The organism is Pseudomonas fulva (genome assembly GCF_023517795.1).
GTDB classification, from domain to species: Bacteria; Pseudomonadota; Gammaproteobacteria; order Pseudomonadales; family Pseudomonadaceae; genus Aquipseudomonas; species Aquipseudomonas fulva_D.
On record NZ_CP082928.1, the window covers coordinates 2,824,782 to 2,844,950 of the forward strand.

At 64.5% G+C, this 20,169-nt stretch carries 20 protein-coding genes; 8 read left to right on the forward strand and 12 right to left on the reverse strand.

The features are described from left to right. The first annotated feature begins 53 nt into the window (after positions 1 to 53). The 3 genes from K8U54_RS12750 to K8U54_RS12760 all read left to right on the forward strand — a co-directional run bounded on the left by K8U54_RS12750 (position 54) and on the right by K8U54_RS12760 (position 4,051). On the forward strand, positions 54 to 557 hold the full coding sequence (locus tag K8U54_RS12750) for an RNA polymerase sigma factor (protein WP_249906209.1): 504 nt from the start codon (positions 54 to 56) through the stop codon (positions 555 to 557). Then, positions 554 to 1,498: a FecR family protein gene (locus K8U54_RS12755; protein WP_249906210.1), complete on the forward strand. Its 945-nt coding sequence runs from the start codon at positions 554 to 556 to the stop codon at positions 1,496 to 1,498. Before K8U54_RS12750 ends, K8U54_RS12755 begins: the two co-directional genes overlap by 4 nt. A gap of 141 nt (positions 1,499 to 1,639) precedes the next feature. After that, positions 1,640 to 4,051: a TonB-dependent receptor gene (locus K8U54_RS12760; protein WP_249906211.1), complete on the forward strand. Its 2,412-nt coding sequence runs from the start codon at positions 1,640 to 1,642 to the stop codon at positions 4,049 to 4,051. A 243-nt stretch (positions 4,052 to 4,294) separates the two neighbouring features. Here the strand turns inward: K8U54_RS12760 and K8U54_RS12765 are convergent, their stop codons facing one another. Continuing rightward, positions 4,295 to 6,469 carry a TonB-dependent receptor family protein gene (locus K8U54_RS12765; protein WP_249906212.1) on the reverse strand — a complete coding sequence of 725 codons (2,175 nt, stop codon included), beginning with the start codon at positions 6,467 to 6,469 and terminating at the stop codon, positions 4,295 to 4,297. Between the two features lie 306 nt (positions 6,470 to 6,775). On the opposite strand from K8U54_RS12765, the gene K8U54_RS12770 reads away from it, so the two are divergent. The 5 genes from K8U54_RS12770 to K8U54_RS12790 are packed head-to-tail and all read left to right on the forward strand — an operon-like array spanning position 6,776 to position 11,890. Continuing rightward, complete coding sequence (locus K8U54_RS12770; protein ID WP_249906213.1) at positions 6,776 to 7,861, forward strand: ABC transporter substrate-binding protein; 1,086 nt, start codon at positions 6,776 to 6,778, stop codon at positions 7,859 to 7,861. Beyond that, the gene (locus K8U54_RS12775) at positions 7,842 to 8,837 is read left to right on the forward strand and encodes an ABC transporter permease (RefSeq protein ID WP_249906214.1); all 996 of its coding nucleotides are present in this window, start codon (positions 7,842 to 7,844) and stop codon (positions 8,835 to 8,837) included. The genes K8U54_RS12770 and K8U54_RS12775 overlap by 20 nt, the downstream gene beginning before the upstream one ends. Next, a complete protein-coding gene (locus K8U54_RS12780; RefSeq protein WP_249906215.1) occupies positions 8,831 to 9,622 on the forward strand; it encodes an ABC transporter ATP-binding protein in 792 nt (263 codons plus the stop codon). Before K8U54_RS12775 ends, K8U54_RS12780 begins: the two co-directional genes overlap by 7 nt. 31 nt (positions 9,623 to 9,653) lie before the next feature. Further along, entirely contained in the window at positions 9,654 to 10,574 is a 921-nt protein-coding gene (locus K8U54_RS12785; RefSeq protein WP_249906216.1) for an aliphatic sulfonate ABC transporter substrate-binding protein, read from the forward strand. Continuing rightward, positions 10,571 to 11,890 carry an LLM class flavin-dependent oxidoreductase gene (locus K8U54_RS12790; RefSeq protein ID WP_249906217.1) on the forward strand — a complete coding sequence of 440 codons (1,320 nt, stop codon included), beginning with the start codon at positions 10,571 to 10,573 and terminating at the stop codon, positions 11,888 to 11,890. The genes K8U54_RS12785 and K8U54_RS12790 overlap by 4 nt, the downstream gene beginning before the upstream one ends. A 518-nt stretch (positions 11,891 to 12,408) precedes the next feature. Here the strand turns inward: K8U54_RS12790 and K8U54_RS12795 are convergent. From K8U54_RS12795 to K8U54_RS12845, 11 genes are read right to left on the reverse strand one after another with little or no spacing between them, the layout of a single operon-like run. Then, the gene (locus K8U54_RS12795) at positions 12,409 to 12,759 is read right to left on the reverse strand and encodes a Mor transcription activator family protein (RefSeq protein WP_249906218.1); all 351 of its coding nucleotides are present in this window, start codon (positions 12,757 to 12,759) and stop codon (positions 12,409 to 12,411) included. A gap of 11 nt (positions 12,760 to 12,770) precedes the next feature. Then, a complete protein-coding gene (locus K8U54_RS12800) occupies positions 12,771 to 13,316 on the reverse strand; it encodes a hypothetical protein (protein WP_249906219.1) in 546 nt (181 codons plus the stop codon). Next, a complete protein-coding gene (locus K8U54_RS12805; protein ID WP_249906220.1) occupies positions 13,316 to 13,882 on the reverse strand; it encodes a gp16 family protein in 567 nt (188 codons plus the stop codon). Before K8U54_RS12805 ends, K8U54_RS12800 begins: the two co-directional genes overlap by 1 nt. Continuing rightward, positions 13,879 to 14,274, reverse strand: a complete 396-nt coding sequence (locus K8U54_RS12810) for a hypothetical protein (RefSeq protein ID WP_249906221.1) — start codon at positions 14,272 to 14,274, stop codon at positions 13,879 to 13,881. The genes K8U54_RS12805 and K8U54_RS12810 overlap by 4 nt, the downstream gene beginning before the upstream one ends. Position 14,275: 1 nt before the next feature. Beyond that, on the reverse strand, positions 14,276 to 14,965 hold the full coding sequence (locus tag K8U54_RS12815; protein WP_249906222.1) for a DUF2786 domain-containing protein: 690 nt from the start codon (positions 14,963 to 14,965) through the stop codon (positions 14,276 to 14,278). Next, positions 14,965 to 15,585, reverse strand: coding sequence for a DUF3164 family protein (locus tag K8U54_RS12820; protein WP_249906223.1), 621 nt, complete (start codon positions 15,583 to 15,585; stop codon positions 14,965 to 14,967). Before K8U54_RS12820 ends, K8U54_RS12815 begins: the two co-directional genes overlap by 1 nt. Next, the gene (locus K8U54_RS12825) at positions 15,582 to 15,962 is read right to left on the reverse strand and encodes a hypothetical protein (protein ID WP_249906224.1); all 381 of its coding nucleotides are present in this window, start codon (positions 15,960 to 15,962) and stop codon (positions 15,582 to 15,584) included. The genes K8U54_RS12820 and K8U54_RS12825 overlap by 4 nt, the downstream gene beginning before the upstream one ends. A 2-nt stretch (positions 15,963 to 15,964) precedes the next feature. Next, on the reverse strand, positions 15,965 to 17,170 hold the full coding sequence (locus K8U54_RS12830) for an AAA family ATPase (RefSeq protein WP_249906225.1): 1,206 nt from the start codon (positions 17,168 to 17,170) through the stop codon (positions 15,965 to 15,967). Further along, the gene (locus K8U54_RS12835) at positions 17,170 to 18,945 is read right to left on the reverse strand and encodes a DDE-type integrase/transposase/recombinase (RefSeq protein ID WP_249906226.1); all 1,776 of its coding nucleotides are present in this window, start codon (positions 18,943 to 18,945) and stop codon (positions 17,170 to 17,172) included. Before K8U54_RS12835 ends, K8U54_RS12830 begins: the two co-directional genes overlap by 1 nt. 2 nt (positions 18,946 to 18,947) lie before the next feature. Beyond that, entirely contained in the window at positions 18,948 to 19,892 is a 945-nt protein-coding gene (locus K8U54_RS12840; protein ID WP_249906227.1) for a hypothetical protein, read from the reverse strand. Further along, positions 19,892 to 20,167, reverse strand: a complete 276-nt coding sequence (locus K8U54_RS12845; protein WP_249906228.1) for a hypothetical protein — start codon at positions 20,165 to 20,167, stop codon at positions 19,892 to 19,894. The genes K8U54_RS12840 and K8U54_RS12845 overlap by 1 nt, the downstream gene beginning before the upstream one ends. Positions 20,168 to 20,169 lie beyond the last annotated feature (2 nt).

The following is a 20,169-nucleotide window of genomic DNA, read 5'->3' on the forward strand; positions in this document are numbered from 1 at the left end:
ATTGTTCGCAGCGGATATATGTTCGCAACCCTTTCCCGGCACGAGATTTCCGAGTGCGCCCGCCCCGCGACACCGACGCCCAACACGGCCAGTTCCAGCGCCATGCCGGCGAGCTGCTGCGTTTCCTGACGCGCCAGGTCAAGTGCAGCGAGCTGGCGGCGGATCTGCGCCAGGAAACCTGGCTGCGCTTCCAGCGCCGTGGCAACGACGAGGTGGGCAACCTGCGGGCCTTCCTGTATCGCATCGCCCGCAATCTGGTGATCGATCACCTGCGCCAGCAGCAGGCACGGCCGGCGCCGGAGGACGTCTCGGTGGAGCTGGCTTCGGAGCAGCCCGGTCCCGAGCAGATCGTGGCGGACGTGCAGCAGCTCGGCCGTCTGCAGGGTATCCTTGCGGACTTGCCGCCCCACCTGCGCCAGGCGCTGCTGTGGAATCGCCTGGATGGCCTGACGCAAAAGGAGATCGGCCAGCGCCTCGGGGTGTCCGAAAGCATGGCCGGGCGCTATATCCTCAAGGCCCTCGAACACTGCCAGCAGAAAATGGATTGGATGCCGTGACCGTTGACGCTTCGCTTCTCGCCCAGGCCAGGGAATGGCAGGTGCTGCTGCATTCGGGGCGCGCCACGGCGGCCGATCACCTGGCGGCCAAAGCCTGGCGCGAGCGTTCGCCGGCCCATGAACAGGCTGCCCGCGAGGTGGATCGCCTGTGGGCGTTGCTAGGTCAGGTGCAGCCGGCGGCTGTGCCGCCCGCCGTCGCGCAAACCCTGCAGCCATCCCGCCGACGCCGCTCCGTGCGCTGGGGTGTGTCGCTGGCCAGTGCCGCGGCATTGCTGCTGGCCCTGTGGCTGCCCCAGGGCACCTGGCTGGGCTGGTACGCCGACGTGGCGACGGCGCCGGGTGAAGTGCGCAGCCTCGAACTGGACGACGGTTCGATCCTCACCCTCAATGGCGCCACCGCACTGGACTGGACGCTCGGCGAAGGGCGCCGGGAAGTGCGCCTGTACCGCGGCGAGGTGGATTTGCAGGTCGCCAAGGACGCCAGTCGGCCGTTCATCGTCGAGGCGGGGCCGGCGCGCATCCGGGTCACCGGCACGCGTTTCGATGTCGACTACGATGGCCGCGACGTGGTGCTGGCGGTGACCGAAGGGCAGGTGCAGGCCAGCGATGCCTCGAACCGGCCACTGCCGGTGGGCGCCAACCAGCAGGTGCGCTGGAGCGGCGACCAGCTGCAGGCGGTGCAGCCGCTGGATGCCCGCCAGCAACTGGCCTGGCAGCGCGGCAAACTGGTGTTCCGCGCCCAGCCGCTGGGCCAGGTGTTCGCCGCGCTGGAGCGCAGCCAGGGCCAGCGGGTGATCTTTCTCGACGCCAGCGTGCGTGAGCTGAAGGTTACCGGCGTGTTCGCCCATGACGATCCCCAGGCCGTACTGCGCGCCATCGAAAGCGCCCTGCCGGTACGCCTGGTGCGCCTGCCCGGTTTATTGCTGGTCGGCCGGGCCTGATCCGCTGCCCCGTGGTTCGCGGCATTGGTTGGTGCTGGAAAATAATTGCCAGTGCAGTTCAGAAACGTGCGGGTGCTTCGTCTTCCTCTCTGCAAATGCGACTTCTTCGCATGACCTTATGCAGAACACAGGAAATCCAGCATGCGCCTGACGCGTACCTCTCTCTGGCAAGCCATCGCCACCGCCCACCTGCTGCTCGCCGCCACCAGCGCCTCGGCCCTGGAGTTCGACCTTCCGGCACAGCCGCTCGACGCGGCGCTGACCGACTTCGCCGAGCAGGCCAACGTGCGCCTGCTCTACGATGCCAGCCTGACCCCCGGCGAGCGTCAGGCGCCGGCCCTCAAGGGCGACTACTCGGTGGACGAGGGCCTGCAGCGGCTGTTGCAGGGCAGCGGCCTGAGCTATCTGATCGGCGCCGACGGCACGGTCAGCCTGGTGCCGCTGAGCAATGACGCTGGCTCGCTGCAACTCGACGCCACCACCGTCAGCGGCCAGGCCGATGGGCGCCTGGATCTGCCGGTCGAGTACGCCGGCGGCCAGGTCGCCCGTGGCGCGCGGATCGGCATGCTGGGCAATCAGGATATGCAGGATGTGCCGTTCAGTGCATCCAGTTACACCAACGAGCTGATCGAGAGTCGTCAGGCGCGCAGCCTGGGCGAGGTGCTGGCCAGCGACCCGGCGATTCGACAATCCAACGGTTTCGGCAATTTTTCCCAGGTTTTCGTCGTGCGTGGCTTCCAGCTGTACACCGACGAGATCGCCTTCAACGGTTTGTACGGCATCCTGCCGCGCCAGATCATTTCCACCGAAGCGGTCGAGCGCGTCGAAGTGTTCAAGGGCGCCAACGCCTTTCTCAACGGTGTGGCGCCGGGAGGCAGCGGCGTAGGCGGCTCGATCAACGTCATCTCCAAGCGCGCCGAAGACAAGCCCAACCGCAGCATCACCCTGGATTACGCCAGTGACAGCCGCGTGGGCGGGCATGTCGACCTCGGCCAGCGTTTCGGTGAAGACAATCGCTTCGGCGTGCGCGTCAACCTGGCCAAGCGTGACGGCGAAGCAGCGGTGGACGGTGAGCATTCGCACTTCAGCCTAGCGACGGTCGGACTCGATTATCGCGGTGACAGGCTGCGTGTCTCGACCGATTTTGGCTACCAGAAGCAGCGCATCGACGAAGGACGTGCGGTGATCAACCTGGCAACCGATACCAGCGGCCTGGGCGGCAAGCTACCCAAGGCGCCGGACTCGGACGCCAACTACGCGCAGCCGTGGAGCTGGTCGCAGCTGGAGGATACCTACGGCATGTTCAATGCCGAGTACGATCTCAGCGAAAACTGGACGGCGTACCTGGCCGGTGGTGGCAAGTACACCCGCGAGAATGGCGTGTATTCCTCGCTGTTCCTGGCATCGTCGAATGGCGATGGTCAGGTTGGCCGTCTGTATTCGCCTCTGGATCAGGAAACCCTCAGTTCGGTGGGCGGCCTGCGTGGGCGGGTGCAGACCGGTGCAGTCAGTCATCAGCTGAATTTCGCGGTCAACGGTTTGTGGCAAGAGAAGCGCAATGCCTTCGAGTCGACCTCGACTTTTCCAGTCAACAACCGCCTGCCGGGCAACCTCTACGATCCCTTTCCGAGCCCCGAGCCAATCGCGAGTGTCAGCGGCGATCTGCATGACCCACGCAAGACCGCCAAGATCGTCAACCGCAGTGCCGCTATTTCCGACACTCTCGGTTTCATGGATGACCGCCTGCTGCTGACCCTGGGCTTGCGCCGGCAGTCCATTGGTTCGGATGCGTGGAGTGCTGCTAACGGTTCACGTACGGCGAATTATCAGGACAGCATTACCACGCCGGCATACGGCTTGGTGTTCAAGGCTACGGATTACCTGTCCTTTTATGCCAACCGTATCGAGTCTCTGCAGCAGGGCGCTACGGCCCCCAACGCTGCCGCCAACCGGGGCACCATGTTCGCGCCCTATCGCTCCAAGCAGATCGAGACCGGTGTCAAACTGGATTGGGGCACCTTTGGCGGTAGCCTCGGTGTCTATCGCATCGAGCAGCCCCAAGGGGTAACCGGTAGCGACAACGTTTATCGGGTGGATGCCGAGCAGCGTAACCGGGGTGTCGAGTTGAATATGTTTGGCGAGCCGCTTTCCGGTTTGCGTGTGCTGGCCGGCGCCACCTGGGTGGACACCGAATTGCGCGGTACGGCCAATGGCGCTAACGATGGCAATCGTGCCGTTGGCGTACCGGAGTTCCAGTTCAATGTCGGCGCCGACTGGGACGTGCCGGGCGTGCCGGGCTTGAGCCTCAACGGCTTGTTGCTGCGCACCGGTGGCCAGTACATCGACTCGGGCAACAACCTGAGCATTCCGTCCTGGACGCGCGTCGATCTGGGCGCTCGCTATGGGATGAAGCTCGATGAGGAGCGCCAGCTGACCTTGCGCGCCGGCCTGGAGAACGTGGCGGACAAATCCTATTGGGCATCCACCAATGGCGGTTATCTGACCCAGGGTGAGCCACGTACCCTGAAGGTCTCGGCCACGTTGGACTTCTGACCCGCCAACCACCGTTCCCCATAGCCCGTCACTGAGCGCAGCGATGTGCGGGGAGCGGTGTTTACGCAACGGGGTGTGGCGTGGCTGAAATCGCTCCCCGGGTTTCGCTGCGCTCTACGCCAGGCTACGGCGAGTTCGGTCGGCAGTGCGTAGGGTGGACGACGCTTCATCCGTCCACCCTGCAACGACCGCCATGGCGGAAAAAACGTCCCGGCTCACTCAGCTAACGGAAGCCCGCGTCCGTCAATTGAAGCTGTACGACACGCCGACATAGGCGCCGAAGCCTTCGCCCGGTGTCGAGCGGGCGCCGTCCTGGCCGGCGGCGTTGTACACCGGTGTCACGGTGGCGGCGTAGCGCTTGTCGGTCAGGTTGCGCAGATCCAGCCAGGTTTGCCAGTCATCCTTCGGCGAGGCGTAGCCCAGGGTCGCGCCAAAGATCGCGTAGGCATCGGCGTAATAGGAATTGGCGTAATCCACCGCCACCTTGGAGGCGTACAGGGTGTTGAGCCCGGCGTAGAAGCCGCTCGGGTGGTCGTAGCGCAGCTCGGCCTGGTAGTAGTGGCGGGGCAGGCCGGGCAGGCGATTGTCGCCAAAGGCGCCGTCGTCGCGGTAGTGGAAGTCGCTGAAGGTGTAGGCCTGGCGCAAGGCCAGGACGCCAGTTGCGCCACCGTTCCACAGCGGGCTATCGAGGCCCAGCTCGATGCCCTGGTGGACGGTGGGGCTGGCGTTCGATTCAGAAGGAGGAGCGCTGGCAGTGATTTCCACCGTCAGCAGTTCATTGCGCACCAGCGAGTAGTAATAGGCCGCATTCCATTGGCCCAGCATGGAGTCGCCACGGCCGCCGATTTCGACGCTGCTGGCGGTCTGGTTATCCAGCGAGATCGGCGCGCGCTGGCGGGCACTGTACGGCTGGTTGCTGTTGGGGAAACGCAGCGGCGAACTCCAGAGCATCGACCAGGCGTGGGGCGGCTCGACCGAGCGGCTGACATTGCCGTATAGCTGCACGTCCGGGTTGAGCTGGTAGCGCAGGCCGATACGCGGCGCGTAATCCCAGGTGTGCTCGCTGAGCTTGTCGTCGGTGGCTGGCCAGGTCACTTCTACTTCACGGCGGGTATAGATCAGCGCCAGACCGCTGGTCAGCCACAGGTCGGGGGCCAGTTCGGTTTCGTTGCCGATATGCAGCACGTTGTCCGAACCCAGGTGCTCGTAGGCGCGCATCAGGGTGCCGGCGGGGTAGGTGGCTGTTGGGCCGCCGTTCGCGCTGACGGTGATCGGCAGCGCGGCATTTTCTTTGGACTTGCTGCTCGGCAGGTTGGTGGTGCTACGGAAACCCACGGTGGTGGTGCTGTCGAGCCCGAACAGCCTATGGCGACGGCTGTAGTTCAGCGTGCCGCTGACATCGCTGTAGTCCACGCGCACCCGGTAGGTGTTGCCGTTGGGCGAGCTGTTCTCGACGATATCCATCGGGTAGTGGTGATAGGCCAGGCCGGCCACCAGGGTGGAATCGTCATCGATCTGCCAGGTGGTCTTGTTGGCCAGCCAGGTGCTGCCGGGTTGGTCGCGGTGGGCATCGATACGCAGGTTATTGGCGGCGGCCGCCCGTGGGTCGTGCTCGATCTGCGCCTTGGTCAGCCGGCCCGGCACTTCATGCTCGGTCTCCCGATAGCGCAGGTAAAAGCGCGTTTCCAGACTGTCGTTGATGCGCCAGCCGAGGTTCGCCGCGACCCCTTTGCCCTTGCCTGAGGAGTGATCCTGATAGCCGTCGTACTCGCTGTCGGTCAGGTTGATGTAGTAATCGAAATCCCCCAGCACCTGGCCGGAGCTGATACTGCGCTTCTGGTAGCCATGGCTGCCGGCTTCGTAGCGTAGCTGCAGCTTGTCGGCATCGCGGCCGGTGCGGGTGATGTAGTCGATGGCGCCGCCCAGGGCCAGCGAGCCCTTGTCGAACCCATTGGCGCCGCGCAGCACTTCGGCGCGGCTTATCCACAGCGGCTCCAGTAGCTCATAGGGCGTGCCACCCGAGCCGGTCAGCGGCAGGCCATCGAGCATGATGTGGTTGCCGGAAGCGTGGGAGCCGGTGCCGCGGTTGATGCCCGAGCCGCGGATGGCGATCTTGATGCCCTCGTTACCCGGCGACTGCGCATACACGCCCGGCTGGTAGGCCAGCACATCGGCATTGCCGGCGACGCGGCCCTGCTCGACACGCTGCATATCCACCAGATTGGTGCCGCCTGGCACCTGATTGAGTTGCTCTTCAGCCGCCTGCTGCTCGGTCAACGCCTGCTCGGTGACCTGCACGCCGTCGAGCTGCAGGCTGCCCGGCGTGGTATCGGCATGGGCGGCGGGCAGCGCCGTGCCCAGCAGGCTGGCAGCCAGCAGATGACGTGGGCGCAGGGCGAATGGGGGCAGGCAGGGCATTGCGGGGCTCTCCGTGAGGCGGTGTGTTGGATGGCGGGGGTAGGACGGCGGCCGGCAAGAATAAGCCACCTCTGCCTCACGAGAATCACCAGGCGGCGGCAAGGCTTTTAACATCGCGACGTATTAACTTACCCATTTGGCATATTAGGTTATGCCTAAATTGAATTTCCCTGTGGATCGTCAAATCGATACCGTCTAAGGCTTTCCCAGTGACGCCGGCTGCAAATGCCCCTGGAGCGTCCTGCCGACCTTATCCGCACGCTACCCGACCACGCGGCGCATGCACGACTCTCTTATGGAGGCGCCATGCCCATCTCCGTGCTCAACCGCCGTCAGCTGCTTGCCCTGGCGGGTACCGCCACCGCGGCGGCATTCGCCAGCCGCTTCACCTGGGCCGACGTCCATGCTGGCCACGGCGCCCATGCCGGGCACGCTGGCCATGGCACGCAGCCGGTTGGTAGCGGCCTGGATCTGAACAGCGATCGCTGGGTTTTGCCCGAGCCGCGCAAGATCAAGCTGGCCACCAACCTCAATGCCGTTTGCCTGGCGCCTGTGGCGGTCGCCGACAGCCAGGGCATCTTCAAGCGCCATAACCTGGAGGTCGAGTTCGTCAACTTCGGCAACTCCACCGAGGTGCTGCTCGAATCCATGGCCACCGGCAAGGCCGACGCCGCCACCGGCATGGCGCTGCGCTGGCTGAAGGCGCTGGAGCAGGGCTTCGACGTCAAGCTGACCGCCGGCACCCATGGCGGCTGCCTGCGCCTGCTGACCCTGGACGAAGGCCCGAAAAGCTTCGAGGCGCTGAAGGGCACCACCATCGGCGTGACCGACATGGCCGCGGCGGACAAGAACTTCTTCTCGTTGATGCTCAAGCGCCATGGCGTCGACCCGGTGCGCGACGTGACCTGGCGGGTGTACCCCATCGACCTGCTCAGCGTCGCCCTGGAGAAGGGCGAGATCCAGGCCGCCAGCGGCTCCGATCCACTGATGTACCGGGTCAAGCAGCAGCCGGGCTTCGCCGAGCTGGCGACCAACATGATCGAGGAGTACGCCAACATGAGCTGCTGCGTGGTCGGGGTCAGCGGCGAGCTGGCGCGCAACGACACGCCGGTGGCGGCGGCCATCACCCACTCGATCCTGCAGGCCCATGCCTGGGCGTCGCGCAACCCCGATGCGGTGGCCGAGGAGTTTCTCAAGTTCGCCATCAATACCTCCAGGGAAGAGGTGCACGCCATCCTCACCGAGCACACCCACGGCTATTACTCGGTGGGAAACACCTTCGTGAAGGAGATCGCGGTGTACGCCCGCGACCTGAAGAACGTCGAGGTGCTGCGCCCGCGTACCGATCCCCTGGAATTCGCGGAGAGCATCCATGCCGACGTATTCGCTTGAGCAAAGCCAGGCGCAACCGCGCGTGGCCACGCCACGCTGGCGCGCTGGCCTGCTGGCCGCACTGGCGTGGATAGCCTTCGCCCTGTTCACCGCGTTCTACCCCGATGGCGGCAAGCCTTGGCCCTTTACCCGGGAGCTGGCGTACGTCGGCGCTGGTATCGGCGTGCTGTTGGCGCTGCTCGGCATCCTGCCGGGGCCGTGCGGCCGGCTGGTGGCACGCCTGCGCCCGGCGGGCGCCTGGCTGGCGGCGCTGCCCGTGCTGCTTGGCATATGGCTGCTGGTCACCGCCAAGGTGGTGCTGTTGCCGGTGCCGTTCTTCGCGCCGCCCCAGGCGCTGATCGAAGTGTTCGTCGATGACTGGTTCCGCCTTGGCGAAAGCCTCCTGCATTCGTTGTGGCTGCTGGTCAACGGCGTGGTGGTGGGCGGCATCGCCGGGTTCATCGCCGGGGTGGCGATTGGCTGGTCGCACCGCATCGGCTACTGGGTGCATCCGGTGCTGCGCATCCTCGGGCCGGTTCCGTCCACCGCGCTGCTGCCGATCTGCTTCTTTTTCTTCCCCACCAGCTGGAGCGCCAGCGTTTTCCTGATCGCTCTGGCGACCTGGTTCCCGGTCACGGTGCTGACCTGGTCGGGTGTGGCCAGCGTCGACAAGGCGTACTACGAGGTGGCCCGCACCCTGGGTGCCAATGCGCGCTTTCTGGTCTGGCGAGTGGCGATCCCGGCCGCATTGCCCCACGTGTTCGTCGGCCTGTTCATGGGCCTGGGCGCTTCGTTCTCGGTGCTGGTGGTGGCCGAGATGATGGGCGTCAAAGCCGGCCTCGGCTGGTACCTGCAGTGGGCCCAGGGCTGGGCCGCCTACGCCAACATGTACGCGGCGCTGCTGGTGATGGCGCTGCTTTGCTCGGGGCTGATCACTCTGCTGTTCATCGTACGTGATCGGGTGTTGTCCTGGCAGAAGGGGGCGGTGAAATGGTGAGTATCGCAACCCCTGTCCCACCCCAGGCTGCCGGTATGAGCCTGGATATCCGTGGCCTTAGCCATGCCTTCGACCTGGGCGACAGCCGCCTGCCGGTGCTCGACAAGGTGGACCTGCACCTGGCGCCCGGCGAGAGCGTCGGCCTGCTCGGGCCGTCCGGCTGTGGTAAGTCGACCCTGCTGCGCCTGGTCGCCGGGCTGGAGAACCTGCAGAGCGGCAGCCTGCTGGCCGACGGCGCAGCGCTTCCCGGGCCGCATCACTCGCGGGTACTGGTGTTCCAGGACCCGACGCTCTACCCCTGGCGCACTGTGTGGGACAACGTCGCCCTCGGCCTGCAGGCCCGTGGCCAGCTCAGGGAGCAGAAGCACCGCGTCGACGAGACGCTGCGCAAGGTCGGCCTGCTGGAATTTCGCGAGGCTTACCCGCGCCAACTCTCCGGCGGCATGGCGCAGCGGGTGGCGCTGGCCCGTGCACTGATCAACGAGCCGCGCCTGCTGTTGCTCGACGAGCCCCTGGGCAAGCTCGACTCGCTGACCCGCATCGCCATGCAGAGCGAGCTGATTCGCCTCTGGCAGCAGCAGGCCTACAGCTCGCTGCTGGTCACCCACGACGTCGAGGAGGCGCTGCTGCTCTGCGACCGCGTGCTGGTGTTCTCGGCGCGCCCGGCGCGGGTGCTGGCCGAGCTCGAGGTCGAGCGCCCCTATCCGCGTCGCCGCGACGATCCGCGTCTGCTCGAGTTGCGTCACCACGCCCTGCAGTTGCTGGGGCAGGGCAGCGACTGGTGAGCATCCCCTTATTTCCTGTTGGAGCCGTTCAATGAAGATCCGCACCGGCCTGTCGGCCCTGTTGCTGTCCACCCTGTCGCTGGCAGTCTCTGCCGCTGAGCTGACCATCGGCGACCAGCGAGGCAATGCGCGCGCCGTCATGGAGGCGGCCGGCGTACTCGATGGCCTGGATTATCAGATCCAGTGGCGCGAGTTTCCCAACGCCGCCCCGCTACTCGAAGCCTTGCGCGCCGGCCACCTCGATGGTGGCCTGGTCGGCGAAGCGCCGCTGACCTTCGCCGCAGCGGCCGGGCTGGAGGCCAAGGCGATTCAGGCGGCGAGCTACCTGGGCAACGCGCTGATCATCGGCGGTAATGCCGGCATCGTCTCGGTCGCCGACCTAAAGGGCAAGAAGATCGCCGCGGTCAAAGGTTCATCGGGCCAGGCGCTGGCGCTCAATGCCCTGGCGCGTGTCGGGCTGAAACCAGGCGACGTGACCTTCGTCAACACCACGCCCTCGGAGGCGACCCTGGCCTTGAGCAACGGCAGCGTCGATGCCGTCGCCACCTGGGAGCCCTACGTTTCCTTCGCCGTACAGCAGAGCGGCGCAAAGATTCTCGCCGACGGCAAGGACTACCCGAGCCTGAATTACCTGGTGGCCGCCAATACGGCGTTGCAAAGCAAAAGCGCCGAACTCGAGGATTTCTCCGCACGGCTGGCCCAGGCGCGGATCTGGGGCGCGGCACATCCCGAGCCCTACGCCAAGGCCATTGCCAGCCTGCTCAAGCTGCCTCAGGCGGTGGCGCTGGGCAAGGTGCAGCGTGAGGTCAACACGCCGCAGACCGACCTCGCCGCCGTGCGCGCGCTACAGCAGGCGACCATCGACCTGTATCAGCGTGAAGGCTTGATCCCGCGAAGCTTCCCGGCGGACAGCGTGATCGAGGCGAGCTTCTTCGCGGAGCGAGCGCCATGATGCACCTGGCGCTGTACCTGGAGGCCGGTACCCACCAGGGTGGCTGGCGGCACCCGCATTCGGCCTCCACCGGCTCGGTCGACTGGCCGTTGTACAAGACCATCGCCCGACGCGCCGAAGCGGCCTGCCTGGACATGCTGTTCGTGGCCGACAAACTGTCGATCGACGACAACTATGGCGGTCACTTCGCCGAAACGGTGCGCTACCGCCCGGTGGTGCGGCCCGAGCCGCTGACCCTGCTGTCCGCTCTGGCAGCGGTGACCGATCGCATCGGCGTGGGCGGCACGGTGTCGTCGTCCTATGCGCTGCCTTACAGCGCGGCGCGCATGCTGGCCAATATCGACCACATCAGCGGCGGCCGTGCGGCCTGGAATCTGGTGACCTCGGTCAGCGATGGCGAGGCGCGCAACTTCGGCCGTCAACAGCACTACGGCCATGCCGAGCGGTATGCCCGTGCCGGCGAGTTCATCGATGTGGTGCAGAAGCTCTGGGACAGCTGGGGCGACGACGCGCTGCTGCTCGACGCACAGCGGGGTGTGTTCGCCGACCCGGATGCCTTTCATTACCTGCATCACCGCGGCGAGTTCTTCGATATCAAGGGGCCGATCAATATTCCGCGTCCACCCCAGGGCCAGCCTGTGCTGATCCAGGCCGGGGTGTCCGAGGCGTTTCTCGACCTGGCGGCGAAGAACGCCGAAGTGGTGTTCGTGGTGCATCCGCAACTGGAACGCGCCAAGGCGTTCTATCGCCTGCTCAAGGACAAGGCACGCAGCCATGGCCGCGACCCGGACACGCTGAAGATCCTGCCCGGCATCGTGCCGGTGGTGGGCGAAACCCATGCCGCGGCTTTGGCCAAGGATCGTCTGCTCAAGGAGCTGATTCGCCCCGAGGCGGGGTTGAGCTTCATGTCCGCCAGCATGAACCACGACCTGGCGCAGTACCCCCAGGAGGGGCCATTTCCGGATATCCGCGAGGCCATCACCGGCAGCAAGGGGCGTTTTCAGTACGTGATCGAACAGGCCATCGAGCTGGGCCTGACGGTCGGGCAAACGGGCAAGCGCTACGCCGAGAGCCTCAGCTTCTTCTCACCGGTCGGCTCGCCCGAAGGCGTCGCCGAACAGCTCGCCGAGTGGTACCGCGCGGGTGCCTGTGACGGCTTCGTGATCCTGCCGCCCTACTTGGAAGCGCAGGGCGATCTGTTTCTCGAAGGTGTGGTGCCGGCTTTGCAGGCCTCGGGGTTATTCCGTACCGAATATCCTGGCCAGACGCTGCGCGACACCCTCGGCCTGGCCCGGCCGGCGAGTCGGTTCGCCTGAGCGGGCCGATAGCCTTGGCCATTTCCCGGCGGTGGCGACTCGTCGCCGCGCTCGTCTTCTTTCGCGGCGCTGTTACTCCCTGACGCAGCGAGTGCCTGCATAGCCCTTCATCCGATAACGCGCACGTTGTGCCACGCCCGCGGAACTAAGTCAGAACGCCGCAGCGACAGCCTGTCGCGCGGCATCCAGCCACGCTGGTAAGTGGCGTGGCGAGGCGTAATCTGAAGGCGATCCATTGATCCAGATCAAGGCGCCTTTCGCCTTGGCTGTCTGCGGTACACGCATAACAAGGCGCCTCTAAAAACGTAGGCGAGGTAGTCAGCGCAAGGCAAAAACAAGCGAGAAAGCGGAGTTTACGAGTTGTAAATGAGCATTTTGAGCTTGTTTTTAACGTGTGCAGGCTTGAGAAAGAGAATACCCAAAAAGCGCGATAAAGATGGGATATAGGGGAATGGGCGGGAATATATCGGGATGGGAAGTGTAAAGGCGTTGCCGTAGTGGTAACGGTGAATGACGGCCTAGAGCAGGCCGTCACCGAGGTCGAGTTTATGCTGGTCGCGGTCGAACTTCCTATCCTGTACCCGCTTCAGCAGCTTATAGATCGCGTTCTCTGTCAGGCCGTATTGCTGGGCTAGCGCGTGGTGGTTGTTGCCTCTGAATTTTGAGAGGATCTCCACGTCGCGCTTGCTCAGGTTGAACCGGTGATCCTTCGGAATGCAGATGGTCGCGCCGGCCCAGGTCTGTGCCAGATGGTCGGCGATCGCGTTGCCGAGCTGCTCGGCAACAGCGGCATCCATGCCGTGCTCCCGTGCGACAACCGCGGCGTGCGCAGCGACTCCGCTCAGCAGTTCGTGGCGCTTGTCAGCCATTGCAGACGACATCATTCCCCCCTTAGCGCCCTGATCTGGCGCTCGCCTTCGTCAGCAGATACCAGGCCCAGCACCATATCGGCCTGGATTCGGCCGATACGCTCCTGGATGTCCTGCTGCGGTGTGGTGGCCTTGCGTGCCGGCTTGGCCGGTGCGGCCGCTTGCGCCTGGGCAGGATCTGCAGCAATCCCGTAGACGACCGAACGCAGGTAGTTGTGGCTGGTCAGCGGCAGCGACAGGCGCTCGCGTTGCGCGATCATCTGCTCGATGCCTGCAGTCCATAGGCGCGGCGGTGCCGGCTTCGCGTCGTTGGTGCGTGCGTCCCGCTGCACCTGGCCAGACTCGACCAGGCCAACCAGCTCCTCAACCAGCTTGATGGCTTTCGTCGTACGCAGGCCCCGGCTGGCCGGGCTGAACAGGCGCAGGTAGTTCAGCACGGCACGCCCCAGCTTCGGCTCGACGCCGGCGAGCAGCGCCGCCAGCCTCTTGCCGTCCTCATCGGCGAAACCCGCTTCGTGCGGGAACTGCTCGCCGCAGCATGGGCATTGGAGCTGCATCAGACCAGCCCCCGTGCGGCAGCCGCGGCCTGAAGCGTTTCCACCAGGCTCTTGAGGATTGGACGCTGCCGCTGCCAGCCCTTCGGTAGGCTTTCCAAATCAGTACGCCAGTTTGGATCATGCTCGCCGAGCAGCTTGAGCAGCTCTTCCACATTGCTCATCAGAGCCCGCTTCTCCTGCTCAACGTGCAATGCAGCGATCAGGTCAGCGAGCTGCTTTGGCGTCTTGAGCCAGGCGACCCGCTGCACCTTGAACATCCGCCAGACGATCGCGTCTGCATATGCCCAGGACAGCCCCATATCAGCCAGCAACGCCTCGACCTTCTCGATCTCGGCCGGCAGCACCTTGAAGTTATGAGGCTTGCCCTTCGACTTGGCGGACGGCTTCGGCTTCCAGCCCAGGCGCTCGAACTCCTCGATCACTTTGGCTGCCTGCCGGACATTCAGCTCCTTGGCGCTTCGCACGCCAGCCACGCGAGCCAGCAGCCCTCTATATATGTCATCCGCCATGTTCAACTGGGACTTGGCGATATGGATCTTGCTCAAGGTTGCGCGTGCAAGGCTCATCGACGTGCCCCCGTGTCGATTGATGCCAGGCGACGTTTCAACGTCGCCATCTGCTTGCGCATTGCCCGCATTTCCTTCGCCGCGTCGACTGCCTGCGACTTCGGTACCGAGACTGTCGCAATGACCTTTTCAGGCTGTGGTTCAGGAGCTGCCGTCTCAGGCTTGGGCTTTACCACCTGAGCTTCGGCCTGGAGGTTGTCCGGCCGCTTAGCAGGATTGATCGAGAAGTTGCCCCATGGGGTCGACTCGGTCGGGCGTGCCAGGTTGTCGAAGGCTTCAATCTTGCCGCCCTTGGCCAGGAAGGCCTCGATCTGAGCGTCCAGCTCGCGCTGGCGCTCCTGGGCAGCGGTCATGTCGCGGGATGGTGCTTCGGAGAAAAGTGGATGCGCCATGTCACACCCCCTGCGTCAGTCGAGCGACTGGCTTATGGCCGAGGCCCTGGTGCAGCTGGGCGCTCTTGCCTGCCTGGTAGCCGGCATCGCTGGCCACTTCGTCGCGCGCTTTCAGCTTGCGGCGTTTGATTTCCGCCTTGTCCAGGTTCGGGTAGTTCTTAGCCATGTAGGCCTGGATGGCTTCGGCAATGTTGTCCTCGACGCCGGCGAATTCCTGCACCTTCATATAAACCGCGTCGATCCAGCCGTGAGCGAAGGCGTCGCCGCGGGCGACCTTGGTGGAGCGCTTGCAGCGTTTCTGCGACGACAGGAACTCCTTGCGAGCCTTTTGCAACTGGCGCTCCAGTACCTGGTAGGCGTAGCCAGATAGTTCCGGCGCTGCGCCACACCCGATGAACTTGAAAGATGCCGCCGAATGCCAGCTGGTGGCGATGATCAGGTGGGTACCGAACGCCTCACCACACACCATGGCTAGGCGAGTACGCCATGCCGGTGGTGTGCCATCCGAACCTGCAGGCACCTTTGACTCGCCAGCCATGCTGGCCAGCACGTCGCCCATCTCCAGGTTGTAGGATTCCATCAGCTTGTGCGCCTGGCGCAGCGCGATCTCGGCTTCGTTGGGGTTGGAGCCCTTGCCCTTGGCCATCTCCAGGCACTTTTTGATCTTTTCGAGAATGCGATCCTGATCCATCACACCACCGCCATGTTCAGGTTGATCGGTTCATAGCGGTCGGTGGCACCAACACGCTGGTAGAAGCGCACGTAAATAGCCGTGCCGTTGACCTGGATGGAGTCTTTCAACGCCTCCATGGCCTGCTTCCAGTCCGGGTCGTCGATCTCCACGCGCAGGAGACTGAGGACGTCGCCGGTTTTGATCTGGCCTTGGCGGTTGGCCCGAAAAGCTCGATCTACCAGAACGCGAAGGTGCTGGTCTGCACCCTCGCTCCACTTGCGGATACAGCCGTCGATCAGCTCCTTGGCCGCGAGGATCTCCTCGGTGAACGTGATGCGCTCAGCAATCGCACGCTCGATTTTGAATTGGCCGTTGTAGGTGATGATCGAGACGTTGCCCTTCTTGCCGCCGAGCTTCACGCCGTAGCGCTCAGCGGAAATGGTGATCAAGTCTTCGATATCGCCCAGGGCCTTGTGCTTGAGCTCGGCCAGTTGCTTGTTGATGGTCAGCGCCATGGCCGCCAGTTCCCCGGCAACCTGGTCGCGCAATTTGTCGTGCTCGCGCACCTGATGCTCTGGCACCAGGTGGCCAGCGGCGTTCTGGACGAAGCCGGCTGGGATAGTGAAGGGATTGCTCATGAGCGCGGCCCCTCGAACTTGGCGAACCACACCACGTCCACGCCATCGATGGTCACTGTGTGTCGGCGGTGATGGACGTAGTCCCGGTGGCGGATGCCGCGCAGTCGCTTCTCGAAGGCCATGCACAGTGCGGGCGCACTTTCCGGGCGGATGAAGATCTTGTTGTCCGGGAACTCCATGCCGGCGATATCGACGCCGGCCAGGCGCAGGTCACGCACCAGGGCGTTGTAGGTGCGCAGGCGGCTGGCGAACTCCGGGGTCAGGTAGATCGGCGCGGTGCGCTCTTCCAGGGACTGATCCGTGGTGTTTGCGGCATAGGTCACGCGGGCGTCGATCAGTACGGACGCCTTTTTGAATGGCACGACAGTGCTATGCATGGTCAAACCTCCGCGAAGATGTCCGGCGTCAGCCGGTTAGTGCCGACAGATGCGGCCATGTTGAGGGCGGCGGTCAGCATGTTGTGCACCGCCAAGGGGTACAGCACCGAGTTCTCGGTCTTGGTCTTGCTGCCGCTGATGGTGAGCTTGCTACGCAGCGCCTCGACCGCGGCGTCGTCCATGATGTCGACGAGGTGCTTGTCGATCAGCTTGAAGCGGTGCTGCAGGTAAGGGCCGAGCTGCTCGCCCAAGGCGTTCAGGCGGATGACCTCGCAGCGCTGCACCACCTCGCGCACGTCGGCGCGGTTTTCGCTGAGCTTGTTGCCCAGCTCGGTCTGGCCGATGAGCACGATGCTGAGCAGCTTGTCGAACCCATCCTCCAGCTCGAAGAAGCGCTTGAGGTGCTTGAGGGTCGGGATCGGCAGCGCGTGTGCCTCCTCGATGATCAGCACATGCTTGTTGCCGGTACGGTGGGATTCACGCAGCGCGTTGTGTACCGCGCGAAAGCGCTGTTCCTGGCCGCGCGGCATCTTGCTGCCGGGGCTGACGGTGGCCAGGATGGCCTCGCAGATGTGGATGGCCTTCAGGGTCTTGCCCTTGAAGTCGTCGTCTTCCATGCCGAGGATGTAGGGCTCGATGATGATCACCGGCTTGTCCTCTGCCTGCAGGCGAGCGTGCAGATCCTTGCGGATCGTGCTCTTGCCCGAGCCCGACTCGCCGACGATGGCCATGAAGATGCCGTAGCGCGATACCTGGTAGAGGTTCTCGCGCACAAAGCGGATATCCGGCGAGACGAACAGCTCGGCGCTGCTGCGTGGCTCCGCGAACGGATCACGATGCAGGCCGAATGTCATTCGTGCTTGCTGTGTCAGGGTTTGCTTGCGTAGTAGCATGGTGTCGGGCTCCTCGATGCTTTTCTTAGGGTTGCGGTGCTCAGGCTGTTGGGCGTTGCAGCGCCCAGCAGCCACCTTCGTGTTGTTCTCCCCGGTGTCCTCCTCCTCGAAAATGCCCACCAGCTGCATGCCGGTGATGCCAAACGACTCCAGCCAGGTGACGATGCGGGCCTTCAGGTCGGCCTGGTCGATGGTCTTGGGCCACATGCTGTGGTTGATCAGCTGTGAAATGGTTGGCCGCGACAGCTCCAGCTCGCGGGCCAAATCGGCCTGGCCGAGGTTGTGGTAGCGCAGTAGCGCTTTGAGCTTGAGCATCAGGCACCTCCTACAACGGCCAGCGTTGGCCGGCGTGTGAATGCGCTGCGCAGTTGCGAGGCAACGGCAGCGAGGTCGTCTTCCTTAACCCCGTTCGGGTAGTGCTGGCTGAGCCAGGCGTAGTGGTCGGCATTCCAGCCGGCGATATCGGCCTGCAGGCGCTTGGCAACCGCGAAGACGCTGAGCGGCGGCGTCTCGATGGTCGGAATGACCAGGTCATGCTGAGTACCGCGGCGCGGCATGAAGGCCGGCAGGTCGGCCTCGGTCATTTCCTTGTAGGGTTGCAGCTGGCCGCCGAACGGAATCGCCTTGGCCTTGCGGGCGGCATCCACTTCGTCCTGGGTGTTGGCGCCCATGGCCAGCTTCTCGGCCTCTTTGCGGGCGGTCTGTGCTGGGGTGTCTGCCTTGCGGGTGAACTTCTCGCCGATGATGGTCGATGCCACGTCGAAGCCCAGGTCGTTAGTCACGATGGCGGGCACCACGTAGAACACCTCATGCCCATCAGCTGCGGTAGCCACCACTTGGGCGGCGTCGTTGCGCCAGGGGTTGCGGGTCACCAGCACGCGGTCGTTGACCATCACGCCCGGCACCACTGAAACGTCGTATTCGCGGCCCTGGAAGGACACGCGCAGTTTGCTGTTGACCTTGCGCAGCTCGGGCTCGGCCACCGCCAGGCGGCGGCACTCGTCCACGCTCGGCACCTTGATCAGCTGGTGCTCACGAATGGTCATCCACACGGCCGAGCGGGTTTTCTTGTGGCGCGAATGCACGGCCTTGGCGTTGTAGTAGCCGCGCCAGATGACGGCCAGGCGGTTGAGTTCGTCCAGGTCGGCAACCGGCTGGAAGCGCAGGCCTGCCTCGAACTTGCGCTCGATGATGTTCCGGGCGTTCTCCACCTGGCCGGTCACCCGTGCAGCACCTGGTGCGTGAACGATGGTCTCGATACCCAGCGAGCGGCACAGGTTGCGGGCCATGGCCGAGGTGTTCGCAGAGCCGGGGTCCATCATCAGGATGCTGGGCCGGCCGTGCAAAATGTCGGCGCCGCCGCGCTCCTGCATGGCGTTGATCAGCACGCTGCAGAGGTTCTCGCCCGACTCGGCGCCCATCACGTACTCAAGGTAGATCCAGCCGCTGGCGTGGTCGGTGATCTCGTAAGACCACACGCGATCAGCAGAGATGCGCGCCAGGTTGCGCGGCTTGTTCTTGTAGAACTCTGCGTGATCCATCACACGCAGGCCGTTCTCCTCGGCTTTGGCGCCGGGCTTGAGGTAGTACAGCACGCATAGCGAGGCGTCGATCTGCCAGACGTGGTTCGGGTACAAGCTGGCCAGCTCGGTGACTGGTGCCGGTGCGAGCAGCTGGTCCGGGTGCAGTTTGTAGGTGCGCAGCGCGCGCCCGATGGCGCTGAGCGACATGGGGCGGATCTCGCCGGACTTCGTGTCGACCGTCTCGGCGCGGATCATTCCGCTGGTGCGCAGCGCGTCGACGGCATCACCCAGCGAGTACAAGCGCTTTTCGTTGCGCCGTGCGGACTCCATCAACGTGGTGCTGATGGTCAGCGCCTCGTCACGGCTCAGCGCGCTCTGGCCAGCGTCGGTGCGGCGTTTGCGGGGGGCGGTGGCCACATTGACCTCCTCCAGTTTGCGGTAGATGGTGGCTTGGCTGAGGCCGAGTTCGCGCGCCGCGGCCTTGCACAGCGCCGTGCGCTGACCCCGGCCCGCGCTTTCCAGGGCGCGGGAGAGGTCAACAAGGCGTTGAGTAATAACGGCGCTCATGCTCAGGCGTCCTGCTGGTGCTGGGCTTCTTTGATCCAGCCGAAGTCTTCGGCGCCGTCCAGGGCGGTCGGCAACTCGAACTCGGCGCGCATGTTGGCCAGCAGGTTTTCCAGGTGGGTGATCAGGCTGGCCTGGAACTGGCGGTGGTCGGTACCGGTTTCCTCTGCGTGCTTGCCCAGGGTGTTGAACGCCTCACGCAGCTTGCCGGTGATGTCCGCCTCGGCCTCGAAGGCGATGCCGACCACTTCCTGGCGCAGCTCCTTGGCGGTGTCGTCGGCGCTGAGCGTCAGGATGCGGCGCTTGGCCTTCTCCAGCTCCTGGCGTGTGCGATCCAGCTCGGCGTTCTTCTTGGTCAGCACGCCGCCCTGGGCGTCATAGTCGGCCTGGGTGTCTTCGAGCTTTTTCTGCAGGTCGGCCTTTTCCTTGGAGTGGGTGTGGATCAGCTCCTCGGCCAGGTACTGCACCGCTTCGAGGTTGCCCTGCTTGGAAGCCTCGATCAGGGCGCTGCGGGCGTCATCCGGCAGGCGGCGCCATTGGCGCATTTCGCGGTAGCCGATACCCATGCGGGTCATGGATTCCAGCGCTTCCTCGCCGAAGGCGCGAAGGTTGGAGATGTCCAGATCGGCCTTGTCCACCGAAACGCCGAGTAGCTCGCAGAACTCTCCCCAAGTCCCTTTCAGTTCCGAACCGTTCGGACTTTTCTTGCCCGCGATGGCCTTGTAAAGCTTGTTTTCTTTGACGTAGGCGAGCTTCGAAGTCCGAACCGTTCGGGAAAACTCCTCGAATGCCCCAGCCATCTGCGCCTGGCCCAGCAGTTGGTTTACCAGGTCGCGTTCCTCTTGCAGGCCCTGGGCGACCGCGCCCATGTTCTGGACGAGAGCCAGGGCGCCCTCATCAACCTGGGCGTCAGGGACGAGTTCCGCTGCTGCGGATGCCTTGCGAGCCATCAGGCAACCCTCCGACCATCAGCGAAGGTGCGCAGGCGCTCGACGGCCTTGTCGTGGTTGCCGCGCACTTCCTTGAGCAGGTTGCAGAACTCGTTATGCCCGCGCATGCGGCCCGCGAAGAAGGCGTCATCGTCGGTGGTGCCCTGCGCGTAAGGGCTGGTGACCGGCGTCAGGTCGACGCGGTTCTGCAGAACGGCGGCGAGGCCCTGGTGGAATGGCTCGCTACGCTTCTGCTCGCCGTCCAAGATCAGTGCTGCAATTTTCGAGTAGTTCATGG

Coding starts and splice junctions, on each gene's coding strand:
- K8U54_RS12760 (WP_249906211.1), top strand. CDS start 1,640: ATGCGCCTGACGCGTACCTCTCTCTGGCAAGCCATCGCCACCGCCCAC.
- K8U54_RS12765 (WP_249906212.1), bottom strand. CDS start 6,469: ATGCCCTGCCTGCCCCCATTCGCCCTGCGCCCACGTCATCTGCTGGCT.
- K8U54_RS12770 (WP_249906213.1), top strand. CDS start 6,776: ATGCCCATCTCCGTGCTCAACCGCCGTCAGCTGCTTGCCCTGGCGGGT.
- K8U54_RS12775 (WP_249906214.1), top strand. CDS start 7,842: ATGCCGACGTATTCGCTTGAGCAAAGCCAGGCGCAACCGCGCGTGGCC.
- K8U54_RS12780 (WP_249906215.1), top strand. CDS start 8,831: ATGGTGAGTATCGCAACCCCTGTCCCACCCCAGGCTGCCGGTATGAGC.
- K8U54_RS12785 (WP_249906216.1), top strand. CDS start 9,654: ATGAAGATCCGCACCGGCCTGTCGGCCCTGTTGCTGTCCACCCTGTCG.
- K8U54_RS12790 (WP_249906217.1), top strand. CDS start 10,571: ATGATGCACCTGGCGCTGTACCTGGAGGCCGGTACCCACCAGGGTGGC.
- K8U54_RS12795 (WP_249906218.1), bottom strand. CDS start 12,759: ATGGCTGACAAGCGCCACGAACTGCTGAGCGGAGTCGCTGCGCACGCC.
- K8U54_RS12800 (WP_249906219.1), bottom strand. CDS start 13,316: ATGCAGCTCCAATGCCCATGCTGCGGCGAGCAGTTCCCGCACGAAGCG.
- K8U54_RS12805 (WP_249906220.1), bottom strand. CDS start 13,882: ATGAGCCTTGCACGCGCAACCTTGAGCAAGATCCATATCGCCAAGTCC.
- K8U54_RS12810 (WP_249906221.1), bottom strand. CDS start 14,274: ATGGCGCATCCACTTTTCTCCGAAGCACCATCCCGCGACATGACCGCT.
- K8U54_RS12815 (WP_249906222.1), bottom strand. CDS start 14,965: ATGGATCAGGATCGCATTCTCGAAAAGATCAAAAAGTGCCTGGAGATG.
- K8U54_RS12820 (WP_249906223.1), bottom strand. CDS start 15,585: ATGAGCAATCCCTTCACTATCCCAGCCGGCTTCGTCCAGAACGCCGCT.
- K8U54_RS12825 (WP_249906224.1), bottom strand. CDS start 15,962: ATGCATAGCACTGTCGTGCCATTCAAAAAGGCGTCCGTACTGATCGAC.
- K8U54_RS12830 (WP_249906225.1), bottom strand. CDS start 17,170: ATGCTCAAGCTCAAAGCGCTACTGCGCTACCACAACCTCGGCCAGGCC.
- K8U54_RS12835 (WP_249906226.1), bottom strand. CDS start 18,945: ATGAGCGCCGTTATTACTCAACGCCTTGTTGACCTCTCCCGCGCCCTG.
- K8U54_RS12840 (WP_249906227.1), bottom strand. CDS start 19,892: ATGGCTCGCAAGGCATCCGCAGCAGCGGAACTCGTCCCTGACGCCCAG.
- K8U54_RS12845 (WP_249906228.1), bottom strand. CDS start 20,167: ATGAACTACTCGAAAATTGCAGCACTGATCTTGGACGGCGAGCAGAAG.